Origin of the sequence: Haloarchaeobius ordinarius (assembly GCF_051801355.1) — an archaeon.
Taxonomy (GTDB): domain Archaea; phylum Halobacteriota; class Halobacteria; order Halobacteriales; family Natrialbaceae; genus Haloarchaeobius.
This window is the reverse complement of sequence record NZ_CP196560.1, coordinates 1089231-1109369: the sequence shown is the minus strand read 5'-3', so window position 1 is coordinate 1109369 and position 20139 is coordinate 1089231. Positions and strand designations below refer to the sequence as shown.

20 protein-coding genes and 1 tRNA gene are annotated in these 20139 nt (G+C 60.5%); 12 read left to right on the top strand and 9 right to left on the bottom strand.

All coding sequences use genetic code 11. The features are described 5' to 3' along the window. Position 1: 1 nt before the first annotated feature. From ACSC1R_RS05700 to ACSC1R_RS05690, 3 genes are all read right to left on the bottom strand, one after another. Positions 2 to 1297, bottom strand: a complete 1296-nt coding sequence (locus ACSC1R_RS05700) for an ABC transporter substrate-binding protein (protein WP_439028112.1) — start codon at positions 1295 to 1297, stop codon at positions 2 to 4. A 109-nt stretch (positions 1298 to 1406) separates the two neighbouring features. Continuing rightward, positions 1407 to 2261 carry a 5'/3'-nucleotidase SurE gene (gene surE, locus ACSC1R_RS05695; RefSeq protein ID WP_439028758.1) on the bottom strand — a complete coding sequence of 285 codons (855 nt, stop codon included), beginning with the start codon at positions 2259 to 2261 and terminating at the stop codon, positions 1407 to 1409. A gap of 58 nt (positions 2262 to 2319) precedes the next feature. Continuing rightward, on the bottom strand, positions 2320 to 2910 hold the full coding sequence (locus ACSC1R_RS05690) for an NUDIX domain-containing protein (RefSeq protein WP_439028111.1): 591 nt from the start codon (positions 2908 to 2910) through the stop codon (positions 2320 to 2322). Positions 2911 to 3078: 168 nt separating this feature from the next. Here ACSC1R_RS05690 and ACSC1R_RS05685 point away from each other — a divergent pair, with 168 nt between their 5' ends. From ACSC1R_RS05685 to ACSC1R_RS05665, 5 genes are all read left to right on the top strand, one after another. Further along, entirely contained in the window at positions 3079 to 3657 is a 579-nt protein-coding gene (locus ACSC1R_RS05685; RefSeq protein WP_439028110.1) for a magnesium transporter, read from the top strand. Further along, on the top strand, positions 3658 to 4215 hold the full coding sequence (locus ACSC1R_RS05680; RefSeq protein WP_439028109.1) for a magnesium transporter: 558 nt from the start codon (positions 3658 to 3660) through the stop codon (positions 4213 to 4215). Between the two features lie 45 nt (positions 4216 to 4260). After that, a complete protein-coding gene (locus ACSC1R_RS05675; protein ID WP_439028108.1) occupies positions 4261 to 5325 on the top strand; it encodes a hypothetical protein in 1065 nt (354 codons plus the stop codon). Positions 5326 to 5377: 52 nt separating this feature from the next. Then, complete coding sequence (locus ACSC1R_RS05670) at positions 5378 to 6346, top strand: hypothetical protein (RefSeq protein ID WP_439028107.1); 969 nt, start codon at positions 5378 to 5380, stop codon at positions 6344 to 6346. A gap of 77 nt (positions 6347 to 6423) precedes the next feature. Beyond that, positions 6424 to 7482 (top strand): molybdopterin-dependent oxidoreductase, encoded by a 1059-nt coding sequence (locus ACSC1R_RS05665; protein ID WP_439028106.1) that lies wholly within the window; start codon positions 6424 to 6426, stop codon positions 7480 to 7482. Positions 7483 to 7499: 17 nt separating this feature from the next. Here the strand turns inward: ACSC1R_RS05665 and ACSC1R_RS05660 are convergent, their stop codons facing one another. From ACSC1R_RS05660 to ACSC1R_RS05650, 3 genes are all read right to left on the bottom strand, one after another. Beyond that, a complete protein-coding gene (locus ACSC1R_RS05660) occupies positions 7500 to 8144 on the bottom strand; it encodes an HAD family hydrolase (protein WP_439028105.1) in 645 nt (214 codons plus the stop codon). Positions 8145 to 8437: 293 nt separating this feature from the next. Further along, positions 8438 to 8860: an RNA-binding domain-containing protein gene (locus tag ACSC1R_RS05655; protein WP_439028104.1), complete on the bottom strand. Its 423-nt coding sequence runs from the start codon at positions 8858 to 8860 to the stop codon at positions 8438 to 8440. Beyond that, positions 8857 to 9429: an AAA family ATPase gene (locus tag ACSC1R_RS05650; protein ID WP_439028103.1), complete on the bottom strand. Its 573-nt coding sequence runs from the start codon at positions 9427 to 9429 to the stop codon at positions 8857 to 8859. The genes ACSC1R_RS05655 and ACSC1R_RS05650 overlap by 4 nt, the downstream gene beginning before the upstream one ends. 115 nt (positions 9430 to 9544) lie before the next feature. Here ACSC1R_RS05650 and ACSC1R_RS05645 point away from each other — a divergent pair, with 115 nt between their 5' ends. After that, positions 9545 to 9922 (top strand): YccF domain-containing protein, encoded by a 378-nt coding sequence (locus ACSC1R_RS05645; RefSeq protein WP_439028102.1) that lies wholly within the window; start codon positions 9545 to 9547, stop codon positions 9920 to 9922. A gap of 5 nt (positions 9923 to 9927) precedes the next feature. On the opposite strand, the gene ACSC1R_RS05640 is transcribed toward ACSC1R_RS05645, so the two are convergent. Continuing rightward, positions 9928 to 10644: a GNAT family N-acetyltransferase gene (locus tag ACSC1R_RS05640; protein ID WP_439028101.1), complete on the bottom strand. Its 717-nt coding sequence runs from the start codon at positions 10642 to 10644 to the stop codon at positions 9928 to 9930. A 281-nt stretch (positions 10645 to 10925) separates the two neighbouring features. Between ACSC1R_RS05640 and ACSC1R_RS05635 the strand changes: the two genes are divergently transcribed. The 3 genes from ACSC1R_RS05635 (at position 10926) to ACSC1R_RS05625 (ending at position 12494) form a co-directional block, all read left to right on the top strand. Further along, a complete protein-coding gene (locus tag ACSC1R_RS05635; protein ID WP_439028100.1) occupies positions 10926 to 11096 on the top strand; it encodes a group I intron-associated PD-(D/E)XK endonuclease in 171 nt (56 codons plus the stop codon). Then, positions 11087 to 11192, top strand: a tRNA-Arg gene (locus tag ACSC1R_RS05630). The genes ACSC1R_RS05635 and ACSC1R_RS05630 overlap by 10 nt, the downstream gene beginning before the upstream one ends. Before the next feature lie 240 nt (positions 11193 to 11432). After that, complete coding sequence (locus tag ACSC1R_RS05625; protein ID WP_439028099.1) at positions 11433 to 12494, top strand: hypothetical protein; 1062 nt, start codon at positions 11433 to 11435, stop codon at positions 12492 to 12494. 24 nt (positions 12495 to 12518) lie between these two features. Here the strand turns inward: ACSC1R_RS05625 and ACSC1R_RS05620 are convergent, their stop codons facing one another. Continuing rightward, positions 12519 to 13175, bottom strand: a complete 657-nt coding sequence (locus ACSC1R_RS05620) for a hypothetical protein (protein ID WP_439028098.1) — start codon at positions 13173 to 13175, stop codon at positions 12519 to 12521. A 359-nt stretch (positions 13176 to 13534) separates the two neighbouring features. Here ACSC1R_RS05620 and ACSC1R_RS05615 point away from each other — a divergent pair, with 359 nt between their 5' ends. From ACSC1R_RS05615 to ACSC1R_RS05605, 3 genes are all read left to right on the top strand, one after another. Next, positions 13535 to 17140: an Eco57I restriction-modification methylase domain-containing protein gene (locus tag ACSC1R_RS05615; protein WP_439028097.1), complete on the top strand. Its 3606-nt coding sequence runs from the start codon at positions 13535 to 13537 to the stop codon at positions 17138 to 17140. 24 nt (positions 17141 to 17164) lie between these two features. Continuing rightward, the gene (locus ACSC1R_RS05610; protein ID WP_439028096.1) at positions 17165 to 18196 is read left to right on the top strand and encodes an endonuclease NucS domain-containing protein; all 1032 of its coding nucleotides are present in this window, start codon (positions 17165 to 17167) and stop codon (positions 18194 to 18196) included. Positions 18197 to 18590: 394 nt separating this feature from the next. Beyond that, positions 18591 to 19115 (top strand): hypothetical protein, encoded by a 525-nt coding sequence (locus ACSC1R_RS05605; protein ID WP_439028095.1) that lies wholly within the window; start codon positions 18591 to 18593, stop codon positions 19113 to 19115. Positions 19116 to 19480: 365 nt separating this feature from the next. Here the strand turns inward: ACSC1R_RS05605 and ACSC1R_RS05600 are convergent, their stop codons facing one another. Further along, positions 19481 to 20134 (bottom strand): hypothetical protein, encoded by a 654-nt coding sequence (locus ACSC1R_RS05600; RefSeq protein WP_439028094.1) that lies wholly within the window; start codon positions 20132 to 20134, stop codon positions 19481 to 19483. Positions 20135 to 20139: the final 5 nt, after the last annotated feature.

The following is a 20139-nucleotide window of genomic DNA, read 5'->3' as shown; positions in this document are numbered from 1 at the left end:
CTTAGTACTCGCCCTCCGGCACGAACTCCCGGAGGTCGTCCGCCGGGATGGTTTCGGTCTGTGCGAACTTGCCATCCTGGATTTCGTTGATGACGACCGAGCCGACGACGTTGCCGAACTTGGTGAACGTCACCGGCGTCGCAGCGCCCATGTACGTGATCTCCTCGCCGTTGTCGAGCGCCTCCTTCCCCTCGGCGAAGGTCGCCACTTCGGTACCGGGGCCGCGCGACACCGGCCCGATGTTCTGTTCGATGGCCTCCGCGGTGGCCTCACCGGCGCGCTCGACGGCGAGTGCGGTGACCATGGTGGCGTCCCACGCCGGCGGCGTCCAGGCGTTGATCTCGGCGTCGCCCTCACCGCTCTGGTAGGCGCTCTCGAAGGTGTCGTAGTTCGGGCCAGATTCACCCGGGCTGGCCGCCCACGCGCCGTTCAGCGCGCTCCCGACCTGGTCGGGGAGGTCGTTCTGGGCCAGCGGGTCCGAGAGGATGGGCTGGCGACCGTAGCCGCCGTCGGACCAGTCGCTCAGGAGCGTGATGGCGTCCTCGAGCGGGAGGCTCACCGCGAACGCGCTGAAGTCGGCCTGGAACAGCCGTTCGAGCGCGGACTGGTAGTTCGACTCGCCCTGGGCCACCTCGACCTGCTCGGCGATGGTACCGCCGTTGCCCTCGTAGGCGCTGATGAACCCGTTCGCCCAGCTCCGCGCGCCGGAGGTCGTACCGTTGATGACGCCGACCGTATCGTGTCCCTGGTCGAGCGCACGCAGTGCTGCACCGGCCGTGTGGACCGTGTCACTGATGACCGTCCGCCAGATCCAGCCGTCGTCGCTCACGTCTTCCGGCGTGCCGTTGTCGCCGCCGCGCGTGTCGAGGAAGTTCGAGCCCGGCCACGGCGTGACCACCGGCGTCTGTTGCTCCTGCAGGAAGTCGTACAGCGGTTCGAGTTCGCTGGAGAACAGCCCGAGCAGCGCGATGGCGTCCTCGTTCTCCGTGAGTTGCGTGACGACGGTGCGTGCCTCCTGTGGGTTCACCGCAGTGTCCGAGCGTTCGAGGACGAGTTCGCGTCCGAGTGGCCCTCCCGCGTCGTTGATGTGCTGTACTGCGACGTCGGTCGCCTTCGAGACGCCCGGCTGCAGGAAGTCCCACTGGCCAGTCTGGGCCGCAGGCTGTCCGAAGGTGATCGGACCACCACCCCCGCCGCCGCCGAGACCAAGACAGCCAGCGGTCGCTGCGAGACTGCCCGCACCGCCGAGTTTCAGGAAAGTTCTCCGGTCGACCGCTCGATTGCTGTTTCTAACCATGGGCGAAGGTAACACTGGTCTCTAAAATAGTTTACCCGCCTTTCCTACCCGTCGTCTATCACTTTTGCCGCCTCAACGGTCATCGCGGTCGGTTACCTGCCACCGGGTGTCAGGTGAGGTTCAGCTGGTCGACGATGGCGTCGAGTTTCTCGTGGTGGGCCGCCTCACGGGGGGCGGTCAGTGGCGAGACGCTCACCTCGCCATCGGCGACCGACCGGCGGTCGCTCCCGACCGGGTAGCGCTCGCGGACCTCGTCCATGTCCGGGAAGGGGTTCTCGTAGCCCTCGACGTGGGGCCAGAACTTATCGCGCAGGGCGATGAGTTCGCCGTCCTCGCCGACGTCGACCGGGGGGTCGTCGTCTTCGGGGTCCACCGAGTTGTGCTCCACCCGGACGTCGAAGTCGCCGTGGGGGTGGGTGACCCGGATGCGAGGGTCCGTCGCGTCGACCGGCCCGTTCACGTTGAGGATGTCGACCGCGTCGAACACGTCGGCGTCGAGGCAGTCCTCGATGAGGGCACGAGTGATGCGGGCCGGTGTGGAGAAGTCGTACTCCTCGGGCGGGTGGGTGTAGAACTCGACGTTGTGGTACGCGGAGACGGCCACCGCGGGGGTGCCGAGGAAGGCGGCCTCCATCGCCGCGCCGACGGTCCCCGACCGTCCGAGGACGTACGCGCCCATGTTCGGGCCGTGGTTGATGCCGGAGACGACGAGGTCGAACTCGTGGTCGAGCCCGCGCAGGCCGTAGGCCACACAGTCCGCCGGGGTGCCCGCGATGGCGTACCCCCACTCGTGTTCGGTCCGGGTGGTGTAGGTCGTCCGCTTCCGGCCGACGCCGGACTGGTTGTCGGCGGGCGCGACGACGGTCACGTCGCCGAGTTCGGTCAGTTCGCGGCGGATGGCGGCCAGCCCCTCGCCCGTGATACCGTCGTCGTTCGTCAGGAGGATATCGAGGTCGCGCAAGATATGGAGAGGTTCGCTCGGGGGAGAGTAAATCTTCGGGGACGTAGAATCGGCCTCGTTCTCAGTCAGCGGTCGTGTCGTCCAGCAACTCCTGAATGCGCTCTCTATCCGTCAGATTCTCGGGCAACTCCTCCGGCCCGAACCAGTCCACGTCCGTGATCTCGGGTTCGCCACTGGGCACCTTGTGCGCTGGCGCGGCCCGCCGCCCGCTGACCTTCCGGCCGGTGTAGACCACCAGTGGAATCCGGATCAACTCGTCGTAGCCGTAGTCGATGGCGAAGTCGCGGTGGTAGAACACGCCGGTAATCTCGGCCTTGATGTTCGTCTCCTCGTACGTCTCCCGAACTGCGGTCTCGGCCAGCGTCTCGCCGGGGTCCTGTGCCCCACCGGGGGTCATCCAGCCGTCCTTGTAGCCGATTTCGGTGCAGAGGACCCGGCCCTCGTCGACGACCACGATACCCGCGGAGCCCGCGAGCCGGTCCAGTTGCTCCTCGACCGATTCGGGAAAGGAGTCGGGCTGGTAGTACGCCGGTTCCGTGACCAGGGGATCCAGTTCTGGCGCACCGTCGAACCCCTCGCAGGCGTCCTCGCGCATCCCCAGGGCGCGCTCTCGGAGGGTGTCCGCGATGGCGCGGCGGTCGGCAGCGTCCATATTCGAGGGATTCTCGGGAGGTCTCAAAAATCATGCCCGGGTGTGTCACGGTGTCGGGTCCGACGCCGACTTCGGTTCCGACGCCCACCCACCGACCCGCCCCGGTACCCACCCGCGACCCTCGCCGCGTGACCTGTTTTTATGCCGCCGGCCTGCAACTCGACAGACATGAGTGTCCGCGAGGTCGCGCTGGAAGCCTACCGCGAGGCGGTGCCCGCGCTCGCCGCCAGCGTGGTCGGTGGGCTGTTCGCGGGCGTCGTCCTCGGCGGGATGCGCGTCGAACTCAAGGAGGTACAGGGCTTGCTCGTGCTGGTCCCGGCGCTACTCGCGACCCGCGGGAACGTGTACGGGTCACTCGGGGCGCGCCTCGCGACCGGGCTCCACCAGGGGCTGGTCGACCCCTACGTCGACCTCTCGGACGACCGCCTCCGGGGCGCCATCGCGGCCGCCATCTCGAACGGCATCTTCGTCAGCCTGTTCGCCGCGACCGCGGTGTTCGTCGTTCTGAACCTGCTCTCGGCACCCGTCGCCCCGCTGCCGACGCTGCTCGCCATCGCCGTGCTCGCGGGCCTGTTCTCCGGTATCGCCCTGACCGTGGCGGTCGTCGGCGTCGTCTTCCTCGGCTTCCGCCGGGGGCACAACCCCGACACGCTCGTCGGCCCGCTGGTGACGACCACGGGCGACGTCTTCGGCATCGCCTTCCTGTTACTCGCGGTGCGAATCGTCCTCGGCCTGGGAGGGGGATAGATGCCGGAGCAATGGACCGTCCGGGACATCTCGCGGGCGATGCTCCCGCTGTTGCTCGCGCTCTCGACCGTCGAAATCGCCTCCGGGCTCGTCCTGAGAAGCATCGAGGACACACTGCTGGCGAAACCGTCGCTGCTGGTGCTGGTGCCCGTGACTATCGGGACCGCGGGGAACCTCGGCTCCATCCTCGCGGCCCGGCTCTCGACGGCGGTTCACCTCGGGACCGTCGAGTTCGAGCCGACCGACGACACGCTGGCGGGGAACGCCATCGCCACGGTCGCCCTCGCGCTGTCGGTGTTCCCCATCGTCGGGGCAGGTGCCTGGGCTCTCACCGAACTCACGGTCGGGGCAGTCCTCGGGCCGCACGAGGTAGTCCTCGTCGCGTTCACGTCCGGTGCAGTGCTCGCCGTGCTGGCCATCGTCGTCACGCTGGCGGCGACCTACGCGGCCTACCGACTCGGGCTCGACCCCGACGACGTCGTCATCCCGGTCGTCACCAACACCTGCGACGTCCTCGGCGTCCTCGTGCTGTTCGGCGTGGTCGCCGTATTGCTCTGACCACCGAGCCCAAAAGGTCAAGTCCGGTGCCCGGAAGTACCGAACATGAACCGACGCTCGTACCTTCGCTCGCTCGCGGTGACCGCCACGGTGACCGCGGTAGCAGGGTGTAGCGAGACCGACATCTCCGACGGCACGACCGGCGGCGATGGCGGCAGCGACGATGGCAGCAGTGACAGCGGCGGTGGGGGCGAAAGCGGCGGCGACGGCGGCGAGAGCGACAAGACCACCGAGACGGCCACCGAGACGCCCGAAGAGCGTGCCGAGGGGCACATCAAGGAGGCGGTCGGTTCCCTGAACAAGGTCGGGTTCGTACTCCAGGAACTGGAGAGCCAGATTCAGGAAGACCCCGCGAGCATCGAGTTCGACATCGAGGCGACCCGTTCGGTCGTCGAGTCGGCCCGGGCCGAACTCGACGCGGCAGCCGAGGTCGCGACCGCCGAACAGCAACAGGACATCGAGGCGCTGCGCCACCTCGCGACCATCGTGGCGTCGCTGACGAACGCGGTCGAGGCGCTGAAGAGCACCAACCCGAACACCCGCCTCGAAGAGATACAGACGGTCATCACGAACGAGAACTACGGGGAGGCACTCGAGATGCTGCGCGAGTCGAAGGCGACCATGCAGGAGACCGCCACCCACATCGACGAGGGGCTCGCGGCCGCCGACGCCGCCGACGCAGAGCGGTTGAAAGCCCTGAACGCGGTCGAATTGAAACAGGTCCGCCCGCCGCTGGAGGCGATGCGCCGCATCCTGGCCGGTTTCACGAAGCTCGCGACCGGGTTCGAGGAGATGCTGCTCGGTCGAGAGGACCTCGCCGCCGCCCGGACTCACCTGGAGAATCAGGAGGTCGACGCCGCCACGGCGGACATCGAGAAGGCGAAGACGCACTTCACCGCCTCGCAGACGACGTTCGACAGCGTCTCGGCCGACGCCCCTGACGACGTCAGCACCCACCTCGACAGCGCGCGCTGTCAGGCCGACCACCTCGTGAAAGCGACCGAGCACTTCGAGAAGGCGGCCGACGCGTACGGAGACGGTGACCCCCTGACGGCCAAGCAAGAGAAGGACGCTGGCGAGGCCGAACTGCAGAAGGTCAACGACTGCTGACGCCGAGTCCTGACCCGACGGGGCTTTTTTCCTCCGGAACGAACGCGGCGACGTGAACCTCCCGGTCGACCTGCTGGTGACGGTCCTGCGCCGCGTCCTCTCCATCGCGGTGTTCCTCGGCATCGGGGTGACGCTGGCGAACCTGGCCGTCGAGTTCGGCGCGGTCGACGCCGTCGCCCGGTTCGCCCGGCCACTGACCCGCCCGGCGAACCTCCCCGACGAGGTCGGGACGGCCATTCTCGCGACGACCGCCTCCCCCACCGCCGGGTACGGGATGCTGGCGGAGTTCCGCGAGGCTGGCACGCTCGACGACCGGGCCACCCTCGTCGCCGTGACTGTGAACACCTTCTTCGGCTTCGCCCAGCACATCTTCACGTTCTACGCCCCGGTGCTGATTCCGATTTTAGGACTGGAGGTGGGCCTGCTCTATGTCGGGTCCCGGGCGGCCATCTCGCTCGCCATCACCCTGACCGGGGTGGCCGCGGGGGCCCTGTTGCTCTCGCCATCGAACGTCGACCCCGAGTCGATGCCCAGCGACGTGGTGAGCGACGGGGGCGAGGCCGAGGCGAAACCCCGCCGCGAGAAGGTGACCGACGCCCTCGCGAGCACGAAGGACAAGATTCTGGACATCCTCCCGCGCCTGCTCGTCGTCTACACGCTGGTCGCGGTGGTGACGGAGACGACCGACCTGACGGCGGTGACCGGGGTGGCGGAACCGGTGACCTCACTGATTGGACTGCCGGGCGCGGCCGCAGCCGTCATCGCGGTGTTCGCGGTCGACACCACGAGTGGGGCGCTGTTCATCGCACCCATGCTGGAGGACGTGTTCACGCCGCAGACGGCGGTGGCGACCATGCTCGTGGGCGGCATCGTCTCGTTCGCGGTGTCGACGTTCAAGCGGTCGATTCCGTTCCAGTTCGGCATCTGGGGCGCGGAGTTCGGGACGAAAGTCGTGGTCGTGAACACCGCGTTGAAGGTGGTGTTCATCGCGGTGGCGCTGGTGTTCCTGTTGGTTCCGTGATTCACTGGTTGAACGCGCGCCACGGCGACGTTCTGTCGCCCCCACGCTCATCTTCCTGCACTCCCTAGCCACCGCCAATGCCGCGCCAGTCCCTCGCGCCCTCGCCCAGCGTCGTCGACGCGGGCATCCTCGTCGCGGTCCTCGCCGAGGCAGCCACGGGCCTGTTGAGCCTGACCGCTCGCCCCGACGACGGCTGGCTGTTCGTGGTCCACGGGGTCGTCGGGCTGGCGCTCGTGGTGCTGCTCGGCCTGAAGTTCTGGCGGGTGTGGCGGCGCGTCACTGGCAGGCTCACCAGAACAATCGCCGTCTCTATCCTGCTCTCGGTGCTGGCCGTGGCAGCCCTCGTCACCGGGGTCGCGTGGACCCTCGGCGGGACCTCGCCGGTGCCGGGGCTCACCCTGCTGGTCCTGCACGGCTACCTCGGGGCGCTCCTCCTGCCAGTACTCCTCGTCCACCTGCTCGCCCGGTTCCGGCTGCCGGACCGCGAGACCGTCACGGAGCGCCGGAACGCCCTGAAGATGGGCGGACTGCTGGTCGGCGGCGCGGCGGTCTGGCGGCTCCAGCAGGGAGTCGCGAGAGACCTCGTCCCGAGCCGCCGGTTCACCGGCTCGCGCGAGGAGGGAAGCGGCGAGGGCAACGCCTTCCCGGTGACGAGCTGGGTCGCGGACGACCCCGACCCGATTGCGGTGGACGACTGGCGGCTGGCGGTCGGCGGGGCGGTCGACACGCCCCGGGAGTTCCGGTATTCGGACCTCCCCGAACCGGGCGACGGTGGCGATGCAGAAACCCGCGCCCTGCTCGACTGCACCAGCGGCTGGTACTCCGAGCACGACTGGCAGGGGGTCAGAATCGGGGACCTCCTCGACGCCGCAGGCGCGGACCCCGACGCCGGCTGGGTGCGCTTTCGGTCCGTGACCGGGTATCGGTGGAGCCTGCCTGCCGAAGAAGCCAGGGACGCCCTGCTGGCGACTCACGTCGACGGCGAGCGCCTGCGCCACGGCCACGGGTTCCCGGTCCGGCTGGTCGCCCCCGGTCGGCGGGGGTTCCAGTGGGTGAAGTGGGTCGAGGCGGTCGAGGTCAGGGACAAGAACGACCCTGCGCAGTGGCTGGCGACGCTCGTATCGGGGTTCGACTGACGAGCGAGAAAGCAGCCTCAGCCGAGCAGCGACAGCAGCGCCCCCAGTTCGCCCAGGCTCTCGATTCGCGCCCCCTGGCTCTCGCGGTCGAGGTGGATGGCCCGGAATCCGGCCTCGCGGGCTCCCTGTACGTCCGGTTCGTAGTCGTCACCGACCATGACGAACTCGTCCGTGTCGTCGGGTGCGCGCGCTCTCGCCAACTCGAACACAGCCGAATCGGGCTTGTGCGCCCCGGCCTCGTAGGAGGTCACGACGGTGTCGAACAGCGGCAGGAGGTCGTGGTGGTCGAGTTTACTGCGCTGCCACTCTGGCACCCCGTTCGTGAGCACGCCGAGGTGGTGCCGGTCGCCGAGCGCCTCGAAGAGGGCTCTGGCGTCGTCGGAGACGTGCGTCATCGCGAGTTCGTATTCCAGGAGCGTCTCGCGGAGGGCTTCGGGGTCGGCATCGGCGTCGGCCTGCTCGCAGACGTCCCGCATGGCCCCGAGGACTGGCTCCGGTTCGACCGCCATGAACCGGCGATAGAAGGACTCGTCGTAGGCTTCGACCAGTTCGTCGGGCGCGTGGCCGAAGTGGTCGGTGAGGGTATCAGCGATGACGTCGCCGTAGTCGCGGGTGAACTCGACGACGGTCCCGTCGAGGTCGAAGAAGACTGCTGTGGACATGCGGTCTGTGAATTGTAGGGTTCGGGGGAAGTCGGTATCGGTGGTGTGGTCGTTCTTGACACATGCTCGGACTGTGTCGTCGGTGGTGTCTGTATGGATAGCAGGCGCACGAGCGCCGATGGCAGTGGACACCGCACCACACCCTCCCCAGCCGACTCCCTTCGTTTCGCTCCACTGCGTTTCGCTTCACTTCGGTCGTCCCTCGCGCGGCTGGTCTCGCAGTCTCGCTGCCGCTCGACTCGCTCGAAAGCGCGCGCCACCCGAAAGACGATTCGCGAGAAAGGAGTCGGAAGCTACTGCCCGTCGCCGCCCGATTCGATGGGTTTCCCGTCTTTCGTCGGCGGGGCGATGTAATCCACGAACTCGTCGACGCTGGGGTCTGTCACCCGCACCCGGACGTGAATGTCGCCCAGTTCGTCGGGGTTACCGACCGCGAAGTTGACCCGACCCTGGAACGCGGCCTGTTTCTTCAGGTCGAACGAGAACGTGTCGCCCTCCTGTTCGCTGAAGAACTGGCCGCGGGCGGTGTCGAGTATCTCCTGTTCGTGGAGGCGCTCGGAGAAGTGTTCGAGCTGGTGGGTCGTCGCCATCAGTTCGCCCGGGTGTTCTTCGACCTCGGCCTCGGGGAACAGGTTCGTGATGGCGTCGGCCACACGGTCGGTGACCTCCGTATCGTTGACGGGTGCCGTAATCTGGACGTCGACGCTGTATATCATCGCTCTAGTTCCTGGACTGCCTCGGGACCCTGCTCGAACAGTGCCTCCACCTTGGTTCGGAACGCCGCCAGCGTGTCGGTGTTGTCGATGACGACGTCCGCCCGGGCCATCGCCTCGTCCATGCCGAAGCCGCGTTCGCGCTCGTCTCGGGCTTCGAGGCTCTCGCCGCCCTCGTCTTCGCCCTTGTCACGGCCCCGCTCGGCCAGGCGCTCCTTGCGGACCTCGAAGGGCGCTTCGATGCTGACGAGGACGAAGTCGTCACCGAACGCCTCGCGGAAGGCGTCGAGTTCGACGCCGGAGCGCAGGCCGTCGACGAGGACGGTGTCGCTCGTCTCCAGTTCCTCGCGGATCATCGGGAGCGAACGCTCCGCGATGGCGGCCGGGCCGTTCTCCTCGCGGAGTGCGGTGGCGATCTCGCCGTGGTGCGTGGCCGGGTCGAGCCCGCGGTCGCGACACTCCTGGCGGATGACGTCGCCCATCGTCACGACCGGGATGTCGTGCTCGCGGGCGACGGTGGCCGCCTCACCTTTGCCGCTGCCGGGCAGGCCGACGGTGCCGATGACGGTCATCGGGGGAGCCTATTCGTGACGGCGGCTTAACCCCACCGCTCTCGCCCCCGCAGTGGCGGTCCCTGAAACACTCTCCCCCGCTAGGGTTTTCCACCTCGCGTGCGTCAGTGCAGACATGGCTCGCTCGTTTCTGGTCCGTGCCGTCTGGTTCCTCCTCGTCGGCTGGTGGCTCACGTTCCTCGTCATCAACGTCGCGTGGTTCCTGAACGTCACGGTCATCGGCCTCCCGCTGGGTATCAAACTCATCAATCGCGTCCCGACCATCCTCACGCTGAAAGAACGCCGGGAAATCGTCGACCCCGACGCGGAGGGACGCAGTCAGACCGGCCTGCTCGTCAGGGCAGTGTACTTCGTGTTCATCGGCTGGTGGCTCAGCCTCCTCTGGGCCAACGTCGCGTGGGCCTTCTCGGCCTCCATCATCGGCCTGCCCATCGGCATCATCATGTTCAATTACCTGCCCTACGTCACGTCGCTGTACCGCTTCGACGGGTGAGGCCCCTATTCGAGAACGACCAGCGACCCCGTCGCGAACCGCTCGAAGCCCAACCCTTCTGCGAGTGCGACCGACCACGGCCACGCGTCCAGCGTCCGGTACTGCGGCACCAACCCGGCATCGAGCGCCCGCTCGGTCGCCCGAGAGACGACGGCCCGCCCGTTCCCGGAATCTCGATACTCCGGATGGGTCACGACCGCGATGTGTGCGATTCGGTCGTCCCAGGTTCCATAGCCTGACACCGCGACGAGCCGCCCCTCACGGAACAGCCCGACCGTGGTGCCTAAATCGAACGCGAGACCGCCAGCGTCCCAGTCCGACGCCGAAACTGCGTCTCGGAAGCACTCGAACGCCGATTCATCTGCCTCCGTCAGTACCCTCGCATCTGACTCGACAGGCTGGAAGTTCGACGCGTCGGTGTACCCGTAGAACGCCGGACCGAGCACTTCGGAGACATCGGTGACCGACTCTCCCCACTCGCGAAGCGCGTCGGGGTCAGTCGAGTCGAGCCGTTCGAGTTCCCCAGTCCGAGCCTGGAGGTCATCAACCAGCGACGCCGGTGCGCCGACCACGAGCGAATCACCACGGGAGAACAACCCGACTCCATCCTCGTCCGAGTGGCCGACCGTGACACCGTCGGTCTCGAAGGCGTCTTCCGGAACACCGAGCTGGGTCGTCCAGTACGTCACGAGTTCTCGAATCGTCGACGGGGCGAGGGCCATGCGAACTGCGAGGAGTGGGCGTGTGAAAACGGTTGTACTATCGTGCGCTATGCCAACAGAAGCTAGATTGAATATCACACCCCTAACACAGAATTTATCCATAGATTCGACAATTAGTGACTACGCCTACGAGAGCCAAAAGAAGTTAATTTTAAACCACTATTGGTGCATTTTATGCCATGGACCCGAAGACCCGTGGAGAAAAATCTGAAGCTGCTGTTTTAGCAGAATTAGTCAAGCGACTGTTCGTACGAAGGATACAGAGGTGAAATTGATTTTTCGTGGTTCATTGTCCAACCCAGAACTCGTTCTTTTTGGTTCCAATAGAAGATGCATCAAAGGGAGAGATGGTATTGCGGACGGAACCGACGGCTAACAATCAGTCAAAGGGTATAAATTGGGCTGAGGATTACAATCTCAATACGCAGCTACAACTAATGCAGGGCACGTAGCTCAGCCAGGATAGAGCGTCGGACTTCTATCCCCACACATCTCTGGTGGTGGGGGAAGACATCCGATGGTCGTGGGTTCGAATCCCATCGTGCTCGCTTTCACCGGGGATGGTCAGGATTCGTCGTACAGCAAGGGGTTCCGGGTGCTATTTCACCCGAACCGCGCGGCGATTCCATCCCACACGTGGGACACCACCCGACGTCCGCTGGCGATTCTGTTAGATTCGAAGGCGCGCCCGAAGTTAGGTTTTCCCCACCAGTACAATGCCACCAGATGTGCGTAGTTGTGGCACAGGGTACTATGTTCTCGGTAAGTAACTCTTCACTATGCTTCGCGTGGAAGAGCGTGAGACCACAGAGTTGAGCCCCACGTCGCTACATGAGGAGGGATTGCAAGAGGACGACCTCCGGGAATGGATTCTCGGGAATTGTGAAGGAATTCTCGGGGAAGACCTCCTCATCATTGGCCGCGAGGTGGGTGTCGCAGATATCGGCGATGGAATCGATATCCTTGCCCTTGACCGTGCTGGGAACACCGTAATTATCGAATTGAAACGCGGAGCACTTACTGGAACTGTCGATTTCCAGGCGCTCAAATACGTCTCGTACGTCTCGCGGTGGTCGTACGACGACATCAAGCAGCAGTTCGAGATCTTTCTACAATCAGACTGGGGCGACGAGATTCATGGAGCAGATGCCTCCTTCGCCGATACAATCGAGAGCTTCTGTGACGACGACTACGAGTTGAATGGTAAACAGAGGATGCTTCTAGTCGGTGAGTCCGTACGAGAACGCATCGGGAGCGTAGTCCTCTGGCTTCGCGACCAAGGAATCGACGCCCGGATTACTCAGTACTCCTTGTTCAAAAACGAGGACGCTGAGTTGTATCTCGATTCGAAGACACTCGTTCCGACATCCTCCCTGGAAAAATTCGAAGCAGGGGAAACACCCGACGACAAGCCATGGAAAATTGATGGGGAGCGCTGGCATCTCCAAGAACGGACGAACGAAGATACGGCAGCGTTAGTTCGACAATTAGTTAATGCGCTTGCCGATGTCGAGGGACTTGCCGGGCCGAGCTGGACGCAAAAGGTGTACATCGCATTCCGGATTGATGGGACGAACCGCGCGCTTCTCCGAACTCGTGCGAATTCCGTTATTGTTGATGTCCGTGATTTTGAAATCGATGACAAAGATGCACTCCTTCAGCGAGCATCAGGTATCGTCGACACTGAAGAGGATGTCAATCTAGACGTCGACCGTAGAGACCGGAATATGCTGAAAATGAAGTGCCGTCCGGAGGACGACATCGACTTTGAGGAGCTCAGTAGTGTGATCGCCGAGCTACTCATAGGTGTTCCCAAGGACGAGTCAGTAGCTGACTCTCAAATCCAGTAAGGACATTTGATGATTCCGGTACCGTCAGTCGGCCAGGGAGACAAATTCCTCTGAACGCATCAGTAGATTTGGTTGAACCTCACCCGGGCGAATCACGGTGCCGAGGCTAACCGTCTCACCATCGTACTTTCCGGCCCTGTATCCGTCTTTCATCAGTTTATTCAGCCGTCGTTCAAGCCAGGCCCTCCCTGTTGCAGATGGGGTAAAGACAACAGCGATTCCGTGATTCTCCTTGTGGGCGGTTCGAACCTTCCGGGCAATTCGATGCCGGAAGTTCCCACAGGCATGCTGTACTTCAACGACGATCCCGCTGAGGCCACTCACGTCGGGTGTAGTTGCACCGACATCGTAGAAGTTTGACCCCAGATTATACTCCGAAGTAGTCCCCTGATATGCGGAACCGTTGGCCAGCTTCGCGTACACTGCTTGTTGCGCAACTTGATGATCACGCGAGGCTCTGCCATCACCGAGGCAGCCCCTGTTGACATTTTGATGGATGAATCGGTTGGTCGTTCCATCATATTCGAGGAGTTGGTTCTCGTTGTGGAGTTGGTAGCACTGGGGACAGTAGATTTCGGGATTGTTCCCCAGACCTACGTGCTGTTTAGCGTATTCAACTATCGTCTCGAATCTCCCCTCGAGAGTTCTTCCGACGTACAAGCCGGATTGTTCCCCGTCCATAGTCTATTCGTTGGCTTTTGTGTACATAACGGTCAGCCAAGCGCAGTGAAAGTGAATTGCAACCATTGGCACAGAAGAAGGTTACCTACGCAGTTGATATTGGAAACCACTCTGCCAGGGTGGCTTCCCTGTCTCTGCACATTGAAAAGCTCAAGCCGAACTGGACACCTCATTTCATTACTGCACCCAACAAAATCGCGAGTCGAAGTTACTCATCAGCCACCAAAATATACGAGTGCCTCACATGCAGAATCGCAATACAACAAGTAAGCTCTCCCACGGCCTCCCGAAGCAGGCACTTCGACCGTTATCCTACGCTCGTGTGTAGTTTTATAGGTCTCTAACAAAACTGGTTGCGTATGGCTTCACTCCAGCAGATTACAGCGAAGGATATCGCTGGCTGGGATTCGCTCTCCGATGTCGCATCTACCTTCGAAAAGCGCGGGCTGAAAGTCCGTGATAACCTTGGAGAAGACAACGAACTCGTCCTCCAGCTCACCGACCGCGAGTTCATCGTCCTCGTCGAAGCAGGGCCAGGAGAATCTGCTTCGGACTTCAAACCAGATGACCGACGACGTCGAACGAACCTCGTCGCCACCAATGACTACGAGGAGTTCACGTTCCTCACTCGCATCCGCGCGCTCGACGGACAACAACACGGGCGGATCAAACACCAGAAACTCTCCTTCACCAAGGAACAGATGACCAGCGAGGGTGGCGAGAAGAACACCATCCTCCAGAAGCTCAACAGCCTCGAATATGGCTCGGCGGCAGCAATCTACGACGACCTCTACGACACAAAGCAAGTCGTCAAGGAGTTCTACCAGCAGTTCGAGACCCTTCGAACCGATCTCGTGCAGGAAGTCGCTGGCATTCCGGACGACCGTGGGGATGCGAAGCAGCGCTACGTGCAGGTTACCCTCGACCGGATGATCTTCCTCTACTTCATCCAGGAGAAACGTCTGCTCGACCGCGACCCGAACTACCTCCACGACCACCACAAACAGCGAGTTGACGACGAGAACGTTTACGAGGAGTTCTACGAACCGCTTTTCTTCGATTTCCTCGCCGAACGAGGCAAGAAGAGTACCGAGTTTGGCGCGCTTCCATACCTGAACGGTGGGCTCTTTTCGAAGAACCCTATCGAAGAGGAGTTCGAAGATGCTCGCCTCGGCGAGACGCCCGAGCAAACCAACGAAATGTTCGGTGACATCCTCGACTTCCTCTCGGACTGGAACTGGAACGTCGACGAGCGGCTCGACATCGTCGATCCGAAGAATCTCTCGCCGGCCATCCTCGGACACATCTTCGAGCAAACGGTCAACCAGAAGGAGATGGGGGCGTACTACACCCCCGAGGAGATCACCGGGTTCATGTCTCGACGGACGATTCACCCATACCTCCTCGACCAGCTGAACGAGGAAGTCGGTGCTAGCTACGAGGAAATCGACGACGTGTTCGGATTCCCCTCTCCAGACGCTGAGAGCGGTGTGGAGGCGCTAGCCGATGGAGGCGCAGTCACGGCACAGGTTCCCACTCAAAACGTCGAGACACGGCATGTGGAGGCTCTCTATCACGACTTCCTGAAGGAGGCTCGTGTCCTCGACCCTGCGGTTGGTAGTGGAGCGTTCCTGCTCGCCGCTCAGGAGGTGCTGCTGGACATATATATGCAATGCATCGAGTTCTTCCAGCAAGTCGAAGACGAAGGAAGAGCGTGGGAGCTGGAGGAGCGCACAGTTGAGGAACTGGAGACCATCGAAGGAGGACGAGGGAGTGCCTCCCTGTACGCCAAGCGGTCAATTATCCTCAACAACCTCTATGGTGTAGACATTGACGACGGTGCGGTGGAAATCTGTAAGCTACGACTGTGGCTCTCGATGGTTGCAGACATCGAGGATGAACCGAAAGATGTCGAACCCCTTCCTAATATTGATTTCAACATCCGACAGGGCAACTCTCTGATAGGGTACGTTGAGGAACTACCCTCGAATAACGGAATAACAACATTGGGTGACTGGAATGTCCGAGAGAAGTATCAAGAGATTATTGAAGCGGTGCAAAAGCATCGTGATGCGACCGGCAGTAAGGAAGCATCGAACTGGAGAAAGATCGCTGAAGAGCGAATGAACCGTCACCGACCTGAGTTTGATGAACAACTGGCCCAGAATGCCAGAGACCAGGGTGTTGGTGACCTCACGACAGATGAAATCCAGTCGTTCGACCCGTTCCACTGGATTCTTGAGTTTGCGGAGGTGTGGGATGAAGGCCGATTTGATGTGATAATCGGGAATCCTCCATGGGAGGTACTCAGCCCCAACCGAGACCAGTTCTTTTCGAGGTACGATGAAACATTCCGACAGTACGACTCGGAGCAGAAAGACGAGATACAAGAACGGTTGTTAGAGGATTCAGCAATCGCCACAGAGTGGGAAGAGTACCGCGAGAGTATGGAGCAACGGGCAGATTATTTCAACAACAGTCCGGACTACACGCTTCAAACACCAACTGTTGCTGGGAGAGCCGTTGCGAGTGAGAACGACTTGTCCGCATTGTTTACAGAACGCCTGTTTGACCTCATCGCAGCGGACGGATACGCCAGTCTGATTCTTCCCGGTTTCGTGCTCAACGGAGCAATTGCGAAAGACCTCCGACGACACCTGCTAGACAACACCGAGTTGGACACCGTCGTCGGATTTGAGAATAATGGCATCTTCGACCAGATCCATGGCCAGTACCGATTCGGTATTGTCGCTTGTCGAAACGGTGGAACCACTGATGGTATACAGGGTATCTTTGATCAAAAGACAACAGAAGTGCTGAGGAATGTCGATGAAGTTGCCGCGCACATCCCGCGAGAAGTGTTAACCGAGTACTCACCAGAAGCAGGAATATTCCCAGCTATCACCGAACAAAGAGAGGTTAACGCACTCAGCAACATCATCTCACACCCACCTCTGGTAGAACAGGAGAACCAACCATGGTGGGCAGATATAGTAACGAAAGAACTTCATGAGCCTACGGATAAGAAGCGGCTCTTTTCTGACCCTGAAAAAGGAGACTACCCTGTTTACACTGGGAGTTGCATATATCAGTTCCAGCACGACAATTCAGTCGGTGCAGATATTGACGACCCTCGGTTGTGGAGTGTAGAAGACGATGAAGAGTACAGCGCGAAGTATCGTGTTCGAGAGAAGGCATTCAGAAAAGGGTACCTGAAGAAAGCCATCTATACCCAATTTGGAGGCGAGTCAACTAGTAAGTCACAAAAGGCGTTCGTGAACGACCTTTTAGAAGAGCACCGCGGAAGGGGACTCACAACCGACGACGTATTGCCCGACTTTAGCGAGTATCGGATTGGCTATCGTGCAGTCACAAACTCTACCAACGAGAGAACAATGATTGCCACACTCATTCCGAAGGGAATCCCATGCATCAAAACGGTTCAATTGTTCCGCCCGTATTCCCTTTCCCCCGACGAAAGTGACCTCTCCTCCGAAACTCTGCACAGTGCATATAAACGTATTTTTTCGGATCGCGAACTTGCCGTCGTGACCGGCCTCCTCAACAGTCTACCATTCGACTATTTGATGAGAACGAAGGTTGCAACGGATCTGGTTAAATACAAGCTCGAAGAGTCGCAGATGCCGCGTCTAACTGAGGGCGACAATTGGTTCCAATATATCTCTGAGCGGGCCGCTCGGCTGAACTGTTACGGTGAAATGTTTGAGGAGATGCGGGATCGGCTTGGAGGAATCGAGCCTGTAACTTCCGATAAGGAGCGTCGGAAACTACAGGCCGAGCTCGATGCTGCTGCATTCCACGCATACGGGTTTGAGCGGAGAGACGTCGAGTTCGTCCTTGATGACTTCCACCGAGTTTCAGACCCCCAGTTGATGACCGACGAATACTTCGATATGGTGTTTGAGAAGTTCGATTTGTTAGAGTCGGAAGGCCCTCTCAGGTAAAGCTAACAACACAATTCACAAACCATGGTGTACCACGTCAACGACAAGGGCATCACCGCGCTTGAACCCACCAGCTTCGATGCCCTCGACCTAACCGAGGCAGACATCGAGGAGTGGATTATCGAGACCCCCTCGATACTCGGCGAAGACCTACTCGTGGTCGCCTCCCAGTACGCCAAGTTCGACCGGACTGCGGAACGCCCCGACGTGTTGGCACTCGACCCCGATGGGAAGCTCGTGGTCATCGAGTTGAAGCGGGACAGCGCAGATAAGACGACCGACCTCCAGGCCATCAAGTACGCGAGCTACTGCTCAACAATCAGCGCCGAGGAGCTCCAACAGGACTACCGAGCATTCTGGAACAACCGCCGAGACGAAGACGACCAACTCACGCCTGAAGCCGTCGGTGAGCAATTCAGCGAATTCCTCGGCGAGGACGTCGCCACGAAAGAAGACGGCTACGCGGACTTCGTCTTGGACGACCGACCACGAATCTTGCTCGCCGCGGGCAGCTTCGGCCCGGAGATTACGACCCCTGTTGTGTGGCTTGAACGAGAGTACGGGATGGACATCACCTGCATCGAACTGGATGTTCACCAGCGCGATGAAGAGGTGTTCGTCAGTGCACGGCAGGTGCTCCCGATTCCTGAGGCCGAGGAGTACATGGCCAAACGTCGGCAGAAAGAACGCCAACAGAGCCGGTCGTCGAGTCGAGCAGATCGGGCAATCACCGTCTTGCTAGAGGCGGGGGTTGTCGAGGAGGGGGATATCGTCCTCTTTGACGGAGAAAGCCTGCCGGAGGACGCTGAGCGCGAGTACGACCCGGAGGACGACTTCTGGCGTGGTCGAATCACGGGGAAGACTGGGCGGAGTGACAACGTTGAGTGGCTGGAAAACGGTGCAGAGTACTCATTCACTGCTCTGGCTCAGGAAGTACTCGAACAGGCGACTGGCCGTGAGTTCAACGTCAACGGCTATCCCTACTGGATACACCCAGAGCATGAGATGAGCCTATCTGATCTCCGACGGTCGAAGGTCGGTGACATTGATTGGTGAGCCTGTGAAGAAGAGTGTAGATCCAGGTGATTGTGTTCGAATCGACATCTCCAACAGCGATGGTTCGGACTTCCAGTCCCATGGCAAGCATGGAGAGGTAATGGAGATTCTTCTGGACGATGCGGGCGCATCTACTGGTGACGAGCAGGACTCGTTCAGCAATCGGGTACAGCTAGACTCGGACATTCAATTGGACGTGCGATGGCGTGACCCGCGTCCTCCCCCGAATAGAACTGTGTGTCACTGCTGAAACCCTCAGAATGTGTCTGGAAATAGCGTGCTTGAAGACTGATTGTCTTGGCAGGTGAACATATCTTGGCACTCGGTGGTATCGATTGCAACGTCCTACTACAGCGACCACAATCTTAACAATGGCAATCAATGAGATTGAGCCATGGTAGAAGTTGTGAAGGAGGGCTTTTTGAATAAGGATATTAGGGATCGGAAGACATCGCGGATGTTCCCTACAGACGAATATGAACGAATCCTCTCAGCAGTCAAGGACGCACCGAACAGTGTATTCGACAAGAACCAAAAAGACCTAGATAGTCACGTAGCGAGGGCGCTCTCTGACTACCATTTCGAACAGGATTCAGAGTCGGGGATGAATTCGAAGTGCAAATTGTGGGCACCGGAATTCAACCATAGCGTAGACTTGTATCATCCCGAAGAGCGGATTGCTATCGAGGTTGAGAAGAGCCAGCGGAAGCGCGTGAGCGACGACATACTAAAATTCGTCAAGGGCGGAAAGACACAGCTAAAAAACCGCAAGAAAATCGAATTTGGATGTCTGATTGTCCCAGTAAATTGGGGTGAGAGGAATAAAGATCTTTACAACGAAGCTATGCGCTGTATGCAGTTCATTAGGAGTGTGTTGCACGTGGAGGACATTGCCGTAATTGGATATCGAGAACCATAGGACATCACGTCTCAACGCTGATGATGCGTACTACAGAGTCCACAGCGTTCATTCTGTGCTGATTATCTCCCAGACACGCCCTCGTCGGAGTCATCGGAGGAAAGCCAGAGCCCAAGAGCACCGCCAACAACAGCACCAACTGGCCCACCAGCAGCGAACCCTGCTAGTGCGCCACCACCCGTGCCAAGGGCCTGCCGTTGTTCCTTAGGGATCTTTTCGTGTACTCCCTTCTTGACGACTCCACTCGCATCACACTTCGGACACTGATTGAACTGCCCATTCTGCACGAGAGATCCACTCCCGTCACAACGTGGACAGAGCTTCGTATCAGTCATAGATACAGTTTGGGAGGTGCAGTGATAAAATTACTCCGCTGATCTCTCAAAACGCATCTTGCCATAGTTTCCGCGACCTGGGCCTGTGTAGTAGATTCCCTCCAAGACTTCGCGATTGCCGTCTCGCTTTCGTTCTAAATTAGCGGTGCCGTAGTGCAGTACCATCTCTTCTGGTGTGTCTGGATCTGGTTCATTCTCATATTGGTAGGACAACGAGGGCCATTTCCCATCGTCGGTGAGAATCGTGGCTCCAGAGCTATCCGACGAGGACGATTCTGTCTCCAGTCGAACGTTGATTTTTCGCCACGTTTGGTCGATCTCGATAGCAGCGGTCAGTTTCGGCATATCCGTCTCTGGATTGTTCGACTGATGGAGAGCGGCTTCAGGAATGTCGTCTCCCTCGTATGAGGTCTGAATGTAACCTTCCCAGCGTCCATTCAAATCGGGGACTCGGACGAGGTTGAGCCACCGAGGCACCTGGGTTTTCCAACCCCAGAAATTGAAGATGGCAAGAGCGAGTCCGAAGAGGAGAGTCCAGGTCACACCAAGACCTGCCACGATAGGCAGGTATGCAGAGAGTTGTGTGATCAGCGAGCCAATGATCCCGAGAGCAAGGTATGCCGTTACACCGAGGATCGCGTATACCAATGGTCTTTTGTCGTTGTCCGTGGAGTAGGTATGCATCGTCG